8 protein-coding genes are annotated in these 12,124 nt (G+C 62.5%); 3 read left to right on the top strand and 5 right to left on the bottom strand.

Features of this window, described 5'->3' with window-relative positions; translation table 11 throughout:
- Positions 1-169 precede the first annotated feature (169 nt).
- The 3 genes from tal to VIM98_RS11065 form a co-directional block, all read right to left on the bottom strand.
- Positions 170-1,132, bottom strand: a complete 963-nt coding sequence (gene tal / locus VIM98_RS11075) for a transaldolase (protein WP_345786295.1) — start codon at positions 1,130-1,132, stop codon at positions 170-172.
- Between the two features lie 79 nt (positions 1,133-1,211).
- Entirely contained in the window at positions 1,212-2,486 is a 1,275-nt protein-coding gene (locus VIM98_RS11070) for an NAD(P)/FAD-dependent oxidoreductase (protein ID WP_331993164.1), read from the bottom strand.
- A gap of 57 nt (positions 2,487-2,543) precedes the next feature.
- The gene (locus tag VIM98_RS11065) at positions 2,544-3,458 is read right to left on the bottom strand and encodes a LysR family transcriptional regulator (RefSeq protein WP_331993163.1); all 915 of its coding nucleotides are present in this window, start codon (positions 3,456-3,458) and stop codon (positions 2,544-2,546) included.
- A 119-nt stretch (positions 3,459-3,577) separates the two neighbouring features.
- Here VIM98_RS11065 and VIM98_RS11060 point away from each other — a divergent pair, with 119 nt between their 5' ends.
- The gene (locus VIM98_RS11060; protein ID WP_331993162.1) at positions 3,578-4,339 is read left to right on the top strand and encodes an SDR family NAD(P)-dependent oxidoreductase; all 762 of its coding nucleotides are present in this window, start codon (positions 3,578-3,580) and stop codon (positions 4,337-4,339) included.
- Between the two features lie 172 nt (positions 4,340-4,511).
- On the opposite strand, the gene VIM98_RS11055 is transcribed toward VIM98_RS11060, so the two are convergent.
- Together VIM98_RS11055 and VIM98_RS11050 are read right to left on the bottom strand one after the other, a co-directional pair.
- Positions 4,512-6,683, bottom strand: a complete 2,172-nt coding sequence (locus VIM98_RS11055; RefSeq protein WP_331993161.1) for a primosomal protein N' — start codon at positions 6,681-6,683, stop codon at positions 4,512-4,514.
- Between the two features lie 437 nt (positions 6,684-7,120).
- Complete coding sequence (locus VIM98_RS11050) at positions 7,121-8,320, bottom strand: DUF3667 domain-containing protein (RefSeq protein ID WP_331993160.1); 1,200 nt, start codon at positions 8,318-8,320, stop codon at positions 7,121-7,123.
- Between the two features lie 108 nt (positions 8,321-8,428).
- Between VIM98_RS11050 and VIM98_RS11045 the strand changes: the two genes are divergently transcribed.
- Positions 8,429-9,826: an MATE family efflux transporter gene (locus tag VIM98_RS11045; protein WP_331993159.1), complete on the top strand. Its 1,398-nt coding sequence runs from the start codon at positions 8,429-8,431 to the stop codon at positions 9,824-9,826.
- 177 nt (positions 9,827-10,003) lie between these two features.
- Positions 10,004-11,866, top strand: a complete 1,863-nt coding sequence (gene sppA, locus VIM98_RS11040; RefSeq protein WP_331993158.1) for a signal peptide peptidase SppA — start codon at positions 10,004-10,006, stop codon at positions 11,864-11,866.
- The last annotated feature ends 258 nt before the right edge of the window (positions 11,867-12,124 follow it).

Below are 12,124 nucleotides of genomic sequence, written 5' to 3'. Positions count from 1 at the left end.
GTCATATGAGGCAGCCATGGTTTTGGAAAAGCGTCGGGAAGTTTTGCCCTTTACCGCGAGATAGGCGTGGTCATTAATGCGGAAAAAAGTTGCGCTGCGCCGGAATCCGGTGCGCGAATTTCAGGTGGGCTCCCAAAAAAAAGCCGGCCATAGGCCGGCTTTTCGTCTCTTATAGCTTGGCCGCTAGCAACTTCTCCAACTTTCGTTGATCCACCGCGAATTTGCGGATGCCATCAGCCAGCTTGTCAGTTGCCATGGCATCTTCGTTGTTACCCCAGCGGAATTCGGCTTCGCCGATCTTCGGCGTCTTCGGCTCACGCTTGCCGTTGTCCTGTAACTTGCGTGGCAACTCACCTTGCTCGTCGTCGAGCTTTTGCAGCAAGTCGGGGCTGATGGTCAGGCGATCGCAACCGGCCAGAGCCTGGATCTGCCCGATATTGCGGAAGCTCGCGCCCATCACGATGGTCTCGAAGCCGTGCAGCTTGTACCAGTCGTAGATGCGGCGTACCGACTTCACACCCGGATCCTCGTCCGGGGCAAAAGACTTGGTGTCGGTATTGGCGACATACCAATCGTAGATACGGCCCACGAAGGGCGAGATCAGGAACACGCCGGCTTCGGCGCAAGCCACTGCCTGCTCGAACGAGAATAACAGCGTGAGATTGCAGTTGATGTTGCGTTTCTGCAATTGCTCGGCAGCGCGAATGCCTTCCCAGGTGGAGGCCAGCTTGATCAATACGCGATCGCGACTGATGCCGGCATCTTCATACATGCCGATCAGGCGTTCGGCCTTGGCGATGCTGGCATTTGTATCGAACGAGAGGCGTGCATCGACTTCGGTCGATACACGACCGGGCACCAGTTCGAGAATCTTGCGTCCCACGCTGACAGCGAGGTGATCGCAGGCGTCGACAATCTGCTGCTCGCGGTTATTGCTCTTGGACTTGGCCCATGCAACGGCCTCATCCAGCAATGGCGCGTAGCTGGGCACGTCCGTGGCTTTGAGCAACAACGAAGGATTAGTAGTTGCGTCGACCGGCTTGTAGCGGGCAATCGCCTCGATGTCGCCGCTGTCGGCGACTACGGTGGTGTACTGGCGCAGTTGTTCGAGTTGGGAAGCCACGATCGTCAATCCGTATTTGTGTGAAGGGAGACACGCCATTTTGGCATCTCCGCGGGAAGGAATCAGTGAAGGGTCCAGATAAGGTTCGTCATGTGCCCGGTGACTTGGGTTCGCCGTCGTGGCCGGTCACGATGCGCGCGGAGCGCTCGTAGGTCCAGTACGCCCACGCCCAGTCGACCAGCACAACCAGACGATTGCGGAAGCCGATGAGGAAATAGACGTGTGCCACCAGCCAGATCCACCAGGCCAGCAGGCCGGAGACCTTGAGCTTGCCGAACTGGGCTACGGCAGCCATGCGGCCGATGGTGGCGAGGGAACCGGCGTCGCGGTAACGGAACGGTATATCGCCTGCCTGGCCGGCGATACGTGCGCGCACGCAGCGTCCGGCATGGCGGCCCATCTGCTTGGCGGCCGGGGCGACGCCAGGCACAGGTTTGCCGTGGGGCTGGGTGACGGTGGCCAAGTCGCCGATGACAAATATTTCCGGGTGACCGGGCAGGCTGAGATCGGGCGTGACCTGCACGCGGCCGGCACGGTCTGTCGGCGCGCCGAGCGTGGCGCCCAGTGGTGAAGCGGCCACACCGGCAGCCCATAGTACGGTACGTGCTTCGATCCGCTCGTTGCCAAGCGATACGCCGTGTTCGTCGATGGCGCTGACCGCCATGCCGGTACGCACCTGCACACCCAGCCGTTCCAGTTGTGTGCGGGCTTTCGCCGAAAGTGCTTCGTCGAAGCCGGCCAACACCCGTGGGCCGGCCTCCACCAGCAGTACATTGGCTTTGCGAGGATCGCTGCGGCGAAATTCGCGCGGCAGCGTGTGCCTTGCGATCTCGGCCAATGCGCCGGCCAACTCCACGCCGGTAGCGCCCGCACCGACGATCACGAAATTCAGCCATGCCTGGCGTTTCGCGGGGTCGTCTTCGCGCTCGGCATGTTCGAAGGCGAGCAATATGCGGCGGCGTATGACGAATGCATCGTCGAGCGTTTTCAGCCCCGGAGCGAGCTGTGCCCACTGGTCATGCCCGAAATACGCATGGGTCGCCCCGGTGGCGACAATCAGAAAGTCGTAATCGAGACTTCCCTGCGGCAGCCGCACCTGTTTGGCGGCGGTGTCTACACCGCGTGCCTCATCCATCAAGACGGTGACGTTGGTTTGCTTGCGCAGGATCCGCCGCAACGGCGCAGCGATGGAGGGGGCGGAAAGGCCGGCGGTGCCGACCTGATAGAGCAGCGGTTGGAATACGTGGTGGTTACGGCGGTCGATCAAAGTAATGCGTACCGGCGCCTTCGCCAGTTCGCGTGCGGCGGCCAATCCGCCGAAGCCGCCACCGAGGATCACGACATGCGGACGTGCATCGCTCATGGTCTTCTCTCTGGTCACTGTCTTTCACATCCCGATATGGGGGCGGCTCGTACGTTTTCATGCGAGGGGACGGTCTTCCAGCCATGGCGCCAGCAGCTCCGCCAGCCAGTTCATGAACACTTGCGTGCGCCGCGGCAGATTGTGGCGGCGCGCGTAGACCAGCGACATCGGCATGGGCTCGGCGCGATAGTCGGCCATGATTTCCACCAGCGTGCCGTTATCCAGCAGCGGTTGCACGCCGCTTACCGGCGCCTGGACGATGCCGAGTCCGGCCAGACAGGCCGCCTCATAAGCCTCGGTGTTGTTGACCGTGATGCCGCCGGCCATCGGAATGCAACGATATGTCGGGCCGTCGCGGTATTCCCAGCCCAGCGGTTTGCTGCCTAGCGTGTTGACGTAGTGGACCATGCGGTGTCGCGTCAGGTCGTCCAGGGTGCGCGGTATGCCGTAGCGATGAAGGTAGTCCGGGCTGGCGCAATTGACGATACGCAGGCTGCCCAGCTTGCGGGCGACGAGGTTGGAGTCGTCCAGCGTACCGACGCGCAAGACGCAATCGAAGCCCTCGGCAATCAGGTCGACTCTGCGGTCGGTGCTGCTCAACTCGATTTCCAGCTGCGGGTGATCGCGAAGGAACTCGGGCAATTTCGGGATCACGGTTCGATTGGCCACGCTGATCGGCATATCCACGCGCAGGCGTCCGCGCAGGCTGCGCTTGTCGTGCTGGAACATCGACTCGAGTTCGTCCAGGTCCGCCAGCAGCGCTTTACAGCGTGAATAGAACGCCTGGCCGTCCAGGGTCGGTTGTACCTGACGCGTGGTCCGGTGCAGCAACTGCGTGCCCAGCCGGTTCTCGAGTTGCCGGACTGCCACCGATACGCTGGCCTTGGGCAGGCCCAGGCTTTCGGCGGCGCGGGTAAAGCTCGCCAGCTCGGTGACACGGATAAACGCCTGCATGGCATCGGTTGCGTTCATGAGTCTATTGTTCGTCAGAAATGAACACTCAAATCATAACTCGATGATTTATGCGATGCGTGACGATCAATAAAGTAGCCCACGTCAGGGCCATCCGGGCCCATCGAGGAGCTAAGGTCATGAGTACATCCCGTATTGCTTTGATCACCGGCGGCAACCGCGGCCTGGGCAAGAACGCTGCCCTGGCGCTGGCGGCCCAGGGCGTCGATGTCGTTATCACCTATCGTGGCAACCGTGCCGAAGCCGAGGCGGTGGTCGCCGAGATCGAAAAGCTCGGTCGCCGTGCGAATGCCCTGCAGCTCGATGTGGGTCAGGTCGTCAGCTTCGATGCCTTCGCCACGCAGTTACGCGACGTATTAGGTAAGCACTTTCAGCGCGATCGCTTCGATTTTCTTGTGAACAATGCTGGTGTCGGCATTCATGCGCCCTTCGCGCAGACGACCGAGGCGCAGTTCGACGAGCTGATGAATGTGCACTTCAAGGGCGTTTTTTTCCTCACCCAGAAGCTCTTGCCGCTGATCGCCGATGGCGGCCGCATTCTCAATGTGTCTTCGGGCTTGGCGCGTTTCAGTTTCCCGGGTTATTCGGCCTACGGTGCCATGAAGGGCGCGATCGAAGTGCTTAGCCGCTACCTGGCCAGGGAGCTGGGCGAGCGCGGCATTGCAGTGAATGTGCTGGCTCCAGGCGCCATCGAGACCGATTTCGGCGGAGCTACAGTGCGTAATAATCCCGATCTCAAGGCGCACCTCGCGTCGTTGACAGCGCTGGGGCGTGTCGGTCAGGCCGACGATATCGGCGGCTTGGTCGCGGCGTTGTTGTCGCCGGCGATGGGTTGGGTAAATGGGCAGCGGATTGAGGCATCGGGCGGGATATTTCTTTAAGAGTACGGTCGCTCGTTTTGCAAGCAGTGAGGTCGGCCGCTGCGCGACCTGTAAGGAGTAAAGAGAAAGAATGGCCGTGTATCTGGCGAGTTTTTCCGCTTTTTTCTCTCCACTCTTCACAGCGAGCGTAAGCGAGCGGCTCAGAGGCCGCAAAAGCGGCCGACCTCACACGTCAATACAGATCCACTGGGTCTACATCCAGCGACCATCGCACGCGCCGTCCCGAAGGCATGGCTGCCAGTTCGCGATGCCACGACCGCAACGCGTTATGCAGCGTGGCGCGGCTTTCCGCTTCAAGTAGCAATTGCCCGCGATGCTTGCCTGCGCGCAAGGGCATCGGTGCCGGCATCGGGCCGGCAATTTGAATGCCGCCATCAGGTAAGGCAGCACGTGCCTCATGGAGGAACGTTTCGACATGGTCGCGCTGATGCGCTTCGGCGCGCAGCAGCACTTGATGGCTGTACGGCGGCAGCATCGAAAGCTTCCGCTCCGCCAGTAACTCGCGCGCTGCCGCGGCATAGCCCTGCGCCAGCAGACCACGCAGCAGAGGATGCTCCGGATGATGTGTTTGCAACAGCACGCGCCCCGGTTTGCGTGCGCGTCCGGCACGTCCGGCGACTTGTACGACCAGCTGTGCCAGTCGTTCGCCTGCGCGGAAGTCGATGCTGTGCAAGCCTTCGTCGACGCCGACGATCGCCACCAGGGTAAGGTTCGGCAGATCGTGCCCTTTGGCCAGCATCTGCGTGCCCACCAGAATCGCCGGCGCATCCTCGCGCAGGCCATCGAGAAGTTGCTCGAACGCATCGCGGCGGCGCGTCGTCTCGCGATCGATGCGCAGTACCGGCACCTGCGGAAATTGCGCTGCCAGGGCTTCTTCCAGGCGTTCGGTGCCTTGCCCCTGCGGTTTGAGATCTTTTGCGCCGCAGGCTGGACATGCGTCGGGGACGCGCGCGTGGTAGTCGCAGTGGTGGCAGATGAGTTGCGCACGTGCGTAATGCAAGGTCAGCGGATGTTCGCAACGCGGGCATTGCGCGTGCCAGCCACATTGATGGCATAGCAGCACTGGCGCATAACCGCGGCGATTGCGGAACACCAGCACTTGCTCGCCGCGTGCGACCGTTTCGGCTACGGCGCCGAGCAACGTCGGCGAAAGACCGTGCTCGAGCCGTTGCGTGCGCATATCGACGATCTGCACCTGCGGCGAGCGGATGGCGCCTGGCCGTGCACGCAGGTGCAAGGCGCGATAGCGGCCGGCTTGTACATTGGCCAGCGACTCGAGCGACGGTGTCGCGGAGCCGAGCACTACCGGCACATTCAGCTCGCGCGCGCGCAGCAGCGCCAGATCGCGGGCGTGATAGCGGAAGCCCTCCTGCTGCTTGTACGCGCTGTCGTGTTCTTCATCGACGACGATCAAGCCGACATTCGGCAAGGGCGTAAAAACTGCCGAGCGCGTGCCCAGCATCAATGTTGCCTCGCCCGAGCGCATGCGCAGCCAGGCGCGCGCACGGTCGCCTTCGGCGAGGTTGGAGTGCAGCACCTCGGCGGTGATGCCCAGGCGTTCGCGCAGGCGCCGTACGGTCTGCGGCGCAAGGCCGATCTCGGGGATCAGTAGCAAGGCCTGCTGGCCGCGTGCCAGCACTTGTTCGATCAGCGCCAGATAGACCTCGGTCTTGCCGCTGCCGGTAATGCCGTCCAACAGGAACGGCGCAAAGCGACCGAAGCTGGCAGCGATCGTTTCGATAGCCTCTTTTTGCTCCGGAGTGAGTTCAGGCGCCGGCACAGGGGGAGCGACGACAGCGGTATAGGGCCGCTCGCTGCGCTCGACCAGACCGGCGTCGAGCAAGCGCCGGGCGGCGCTGCGCCAGTCGGGCAGGGCAAGGTCCAGGTCGGCGGCCGTGCAGGATCCTGCGGCCAGCGCGTCTAACAGACGCCGGCTGCCACCGCGCCGGCTACCCGCGTCGCGCGCGCTTTGCCCACCTGCGGTCAGGGTCCAGAGCTCTTCGCCGGTGGCAGGCAGCGGTTTGTCCTCGCGCAAGGCCAAGGGCAGGGCATTGGCGTAGGCCTCGCCGGGCGCGCCCAGCCAATAGTCCGCCGACCAGGCCAGGGTCTTCATCAGCTCCGCATCGAGCAACGGCGCGTCGTCCAGGACGCGCAGCACACGCTTGAGCCGATGGCCACCGATGCTGGGCTCCACATCGATTGCCGTGACGATGCCTACGGATTTGCCGCGTCCGAACGGCACCAGCACGCGACTGCCGACCGCCGCCATGCTGCCCTCGGCAGGCAGGTAATCGAACAGGGTCGGCAAGGGAACGGGCAGGGCGACGCGGAGGGCGGCAGGCATGGCTACTAGTGTAGTGGCAGGCCATCGGCTGACCGGCCTATGGCTATCGGTCTTCCAGCCGGGGTTCGGCAGGCGGCGGTGCCTGTTGCGTGCGCTTGCTGTTCCGTCATCTAGAAAAAGGAGGTAAGTGGCTCAGGTGACGTAGGTTTTCCGCTTATCCACAAAAGCTGTGGATAAGTCTGTGGATGGGACGGGGAAGGAGGCCTGTAAAACGCATAACCACGCTCTTCATGACGCCCTGTTCAAGTTTTGACCAGGTAAAAAAACATTTTTAAATCAATCACATGTATTATCGGCTTGGCTGGCGTTCATGCAGTTGCCATCCGGCTTGTCAATGCCTTGACAGCACTGTGACGCTGTGCAAAACCCTGCTCAAGCGAGCCTGTTTTTGGAGCGCTGACGTACAGTTACCGCATATTCTTACGATCTATGCCGGTCTAATGCGACATGCCCAGCAGCACGGCCGCGCCCAGGGCGAAACTCATCATCCAGAGGTAGCACCAGCCGATGACCAGGTACTTCACCGTGGTCATGAACTTACCCTGGCGGTAGACCCGTTTCTGCATCAGGAACAGGTAGACCAGAGCCCAGATGACCAGTGCCCACTCCAGCAAGTGGATGATGGGGGACAGCCAGCTGGCATGGGGGACCAGCCAGGTACCGAGCATGCTCAGCGCGATGCCGAGGATCAGATTGAGGAACAGGAAAGCGTGGCTATGCAGGGCCACGATCAGGTGCTCCATGTAGAGCCGGCGGCGGAAGATGTACATGATCTTCAGCAGCACGGCGAAGATCGGCATCAGTACGAACATGGTTTGCGGCAGCGCGGCGAAAGTATTGGCCTTGAGCCGCTCGATGGCCTCGCCCTTGGTGCGGTCGTCCTTCATGGCAAGCAGGTTGAGCTTCATGTGCTTGATGCCGTCTTCCAGGCGCAAGTTCATGAACCGGGGCAGCCACGAGATATCGATGTGCGACGGCCGGTATAGCCAGCTGCGCCGGCTCGGCTCGACATCCGCCTCGTCGTCCGAACTGTCGCCGGTGGCGCTTGTCGCTTTGGCGGGCGCGCTTCCGGCCTTGGCCGGTGCGCTGCTGCCGTCCAACTGGGCGATGCGCTGGGAAGCCTGCCGGCGCAGTGCCTGCTCGGCCAGATCCAGCCCGACCGAAGAGCCCACGGATTCCCGAGTCAGTTGCAGTTGGGCCACTTGCTGGTCGAGCTTCTTTTGCACCTGCAGCGTCGTGCTGGCATCGGCGAAGGCATTGGTCTGCCCCGGGACGATCTCTGCAGCATCGCTATGGGAGGCGCCACCCGTGGCCTGATCCATCGCGATGTGGCCCAGGAAGAAGGCCAGCAGGCAAAGCACGAACATCAATCGAAAGGGCGCCACGTAACGCACGCGGCGGCCGGAGAAATATTCCAGCGTCAGGAAGCCGGGCTTGAGAAGCAGCGGAGGTATTGTGTGCATGACGCGGCCGTCCACGTGCAGCACGATATCGAGCGTATCTTCGAGCATGCCGTGCACGGGCTTGAGCACGCTGTGGATCGATTGCCCGCACTCGTGACAGAACTCGCCCTGCAGCGGCGCGGCGCAATTGGCGCAGCGCAGCCCACCGGCCTCGGTGATTTCTTTATTGCTCACGTCCCCAAACCCCTCGCTAGGATCGCGCGATGTTCGCATAGCCCGGGGCGCGGCACACGTGCGGTCCGCGTGCCGCTGGTAGAATGCCGGGCCGTAAGGAGTATCTGTATGAGTTCCCGCCTGGATCGAGCCAGGGTGGCGCACGAAATTGCCGCGACCACCCGGCTGGCCCTGCCACTGGTCGCCGCGCAGTTGGCGGCAGTAGGCACGAATGCTGTCGATGCCGTGTTGGCGGGTCATGTCGGCGCGCACGTATTGGGCGCGGTCGCTGTCGGCGCCAGCATCTGGTCGCTGGCGATCGTGACAGGCATCGGCACGATGATGTCGGTGCCGCCCTCGGTATCGCAGCTGGATGGCGCTGGGCGGCGTAGCGAGATTGGCGCGGTGTTCCGCCAGGCGCTCTGGCTGGCGGCGAGCCTGGGTATCCTCTTGTGGTTCCTCGTGCGGCATGCCGAGCCTTTGGTCGGGTTGATCGGTGTGGCGCCGGGCCTGCGCCATGACGTGGGCGAGTTCCTGCACGCCATCAGCTGGGGCGCGCCCGCATTGACGTGTTATTTCGCATTGCGCGGCTTGTCCGAGGGTCTGTCGCTGACGCGGCCTTCGATGTATTTCAGTTTCGGCGGCTTGCTGGTACTAGCGCCGTTGGGCTATGTGTTGATGTTCGGCAAGTTCGGTATCCCCCCGCAGGGCGCGCGTGGCTGCGGCATCGCCACCGCGTCTGTACTGTGGATGGAAATGCTGGGCTTTGCCTGGTATATCGCGCGCCATGGCAATTATCGGGGGCTTGGCCTGGGAGAGCGTTTCGATCTGCCCGACTGGCGCAAGCTGCGTGAGCTGGCCACGATCGGCCTGCCGATGGCGGTGACCCTGCTGGCCGAAGGCGGTCTCTTTGTCGCTACGGCGCTACTGATAGGCACGTTAGGTGAAAGCGTCGTCGCCAGTCATCAGGTCGCGTTGAATATCGCCGCATTGTTTTTCATGATTCCCCTGGGCGTAGCGATGGCCATCACGGTGCGGGTCGGCCATGCAGTGGGGCGAGGCGACGCGCAGGGCGTGAAGTATGCAGGGTTCTCTGGCATCGGCCTGACCTTGGTGACCCAGCTCTTTTCCGCCGGCATCATGCTGACCTTGCCGAACATGATCGCCTCGCTGTACACGCGCGATGCCACGGTGATTGCGCTGGCGTCGCAACTGATCGTATTGGCCGGGTTCTTCCAGTTTTCCGACGGCATCCAGGTAGCCTCCAACGGTGCGCTGCGCGGCCTGAAGGACACGCGCGTGCCGATGGCGATCACCTTGTTCGCGTACTGGGCCGTCGGCATGCCGGTGGGGTGGTGGCTGGGCTTTCACCAGGGACTCGGTGCACGCGGCATGTGGATGGGGCTGATTGCCGGGTTGAGCGTAGCGGCCGTCATGCTGTTCGTTCGCTTTGCACGAAGCGCCGCCCGGGAGCGTTGGCGCGCGGCGGCCCGCGATGGCGCCACGGCGATGCCCGCGCTGCATTGATGAAGGGTCGCGGGTAGACCATCGTCCGGGATTTCCTCCGGTCGCGCCCCGGTTCGCACCAGAGGCCGCTCGGAACGGAATACCTGTTTGTAACAGGGCTTCCGATGCCCCATCAGCCACGTTTTGTTACCGCCCCTAACCGGCTACGCTAGCGCCGGTACACCCAAGGATTTTCGCATGGCGTCGCAGCCCACACCTGGCTTCTGGTATTTCGTTCGCTCCTTCGCGCGCGGGGTGAACATCGTTCGCCTGGTGATCGTCAATCTGATCTTTTTCCCGCTGCTGTTCCTGGTGCTGCTGTTCGTGTTCGGTCTGTTCATCGGCAGTCATACCGAGCGGGTCGCCGATAGTTCGGTATTGGTGATCAAGCCGGAAGGGCAGTTGGTCGAGCAGTACAGCCTCAGCGCGACCGAACGGGCGATGACCGCTCTGTCGGGCGATACGCCAAAGCAAGTGCAAGTGCGCGATCTCGTTGCGGCCATCGATGCGGCGGCGAAGGATAATCGCATCACGCGCATCCTGCTGCTGCCCGATCGCTTGCAGGCCGGTGGATTCGCCGCGTTGCGCGAAGTGAGCGCGGCGCTCGATCGCTTCCGCGCTGCGGGCAAGCCCGTGATTGTGTGGGGCGCCAGTTTCGACCAGGGGCAGTATTACCTCGCTGTGCATTCCGATCGGGTGCTGATCGATCCGCAGGGCGGCGTGATGCTCACCGGCCTGGCCAACTACCGCCTGTTCTACAAGGACTTGCTCGACAAGCTCGGTATCGAAGTGCACCTGTTCCGTGTCGGCCAGTTCAAGAGCGCGGCGGAGCCGTACATCCTCGATCACGCATCGGCCGAGTCCAAGGAAGCCGATAGTTTCTGGATGGGCGGTCTGTGGGATCAATACATCGCCGACGTCGCCAAGCAACGCAAGCTGGAGCCGGCGGCATTGCGCGCAGATATCGACGGTCTGCCCGATGCGATCGCCGCGGCCAAGGGCGACCTGGGCAAGCTCTCGCTCGATCAGCACCTGGTCGATGGCTTGGCCACGCAGGATGAATTGGAGGCCATGATGCGCCGCGAAGGCGTACCGGCGGGCAAGGGCGGGCATGGTTTCCGTTCGATTTCGCTGGCGCAATACACAGCGCAGTTGCCCAGCGAAGATGAGCAGTTCGGCGATAGTGTGGCTGTGGTCGTGGCCGAAGGCGAGATCGCTGGCGGCAAGCAGCCAGCGGGACACATCGGCGGCGACTCCACCGCAGCGCTGGTGCGTGCAGCGCGCGAAAGCCGCAAGACCAAGGCGCTGGTATTGCGCGTCAACTCGCCCGGTGGCGAAGTCTATGCCGCCGAACAGATCCGCCGCGAAGTGGAGTTGACCCGTGAGGCCGGTATCCCGGTCGTGGTATCGATGGGTGACGTGGCAGCCAGTGGCGGCTACTGGATTTCGATGAATGCCGATCGCATCTATGCCGAGCCCAATACCATCACCGGCTCGATCGGCATCTTCGGTATGTACTTCAACATCCCTGGCACGCTCGACAAGATCGGCGTGAAGAGCGATGGCGTGGCGACGAGTCCATTGGCTGGCGCATTCGATATGACCCGTCCGCTCGATCCGAAAGTGAGCGCGGTGATCCAGTCGATCATCGACAAGGGATATCGGGACTTTGTCGGCAATGTCGCCAAGGCTCGCGGCAAGGATTTCGCAGCGATCGACGCTATTGCGCAGGGGCGCGTATGGACCGGTCAGCAGGCACTCGATCGCGGCCTGGTCGACCAACTGGGTGGACTCGGTGATGCCATCGCGGACGCAGCCAGTCGCGCCAAGCTGGGCAAGAATTATCCGGTGCGCTATATCAAGACGCCACCGGGCTTGCTCGATCAGTTTCTGGCAGGGATGAGCGAGAGCGCGGCGATCCATGTGGCGCAAGGTTATGGTCTGCGCCTGCCGTCATGGATGGCGCAGTTGCCGCGGATGGCACCGGAGCTGGGTTTGCTGAGTAATGCGCGCTCTGAGCAGCCGAATGTGTATTCGTATTGCTTCTGCACGCCGCGCTGAGCAAGAGCCCCCCTCACCCCGACCCTCTCCCCCGGCGAAGCCAGGGGAGAGGGAGCAGTCCGCGCAAGTGCGAGGTACTGTGGCTTACCTCAGTCAGGCTCCCTCTCCCCTGGCTTCGTGTATGGACCGGGGACATGGGTAACAGGTGTTCGGGGACATAGGTAACAGGTTAGTCGATGGATACGTGGTCTGTCAGGTCGATCTGGCGGATGGGTTGATGGCAGAAGAAAACGTTAAACACCCCGTCCTGCTCAGGGG

This window comes from Dyella sp., from assembly GCF_036568765.1.
In the GTDB taxonomy this organism is placed as follows: Bacteria; Pseudomonadota; Gammaproteobacteria; order Xanthomonadales; family Rhodanobacteraceae; genus GSA-30.
Note: the sequence above shows the minus strand (reverse complement) of the source record. Positions and strands in the feature narration are given on the sequence as shown.

What these genes read in the sequence shown, in the direction of transcription:
- VIM98_RS11065 (WP_331993163.1), bottom strand. Translation starts at nt 3,458, where the DNA reads ATGAACGCAACCGATGCCATGCAGGCGTTTATCCGTGTCACCGAGCTG.
- sppA (WP_331993158.1), top strand. Translation starts at nt 10,004, where the DNA reads ATGGCGTCGCAGCCCACACCTGGCTTCTGGTATTTCGTTCGCTCCTTC.
- VIM98_RS11055 (WP_331993161.1), bottom strand. Translation starts at nt 6,683, where the DNA reads ATGCCTGCCGCCCTCCGCGTCGCCCTGCCCGTTCCCTTGCCGACCCTG.
- VIM98_RS11070 (WP_331993164.1), bottom strand. Translation starts at nt 2,486, where the DNA reads ATGAGCGATGCACGTCCGCATGTCGTGATCCTCGGTGGCGGCTTCGGC.
- VIM98_RS11060 (WP_331993162.1), top strand. Translation starts at nt 3,578, where the DNA reads ATGAGTACATCCCGTATTGCTTTGATCACCGGCGGCAACCGCGGCCTG.
- VIM98_RS11045 (WP_331993159.1), top strand. Translation starts at nt 8,429, where the DNA reads ATGAGTTCCCGCCTGGATCGAGCCAGGGTGGCGCACGAAATTGCCGCG.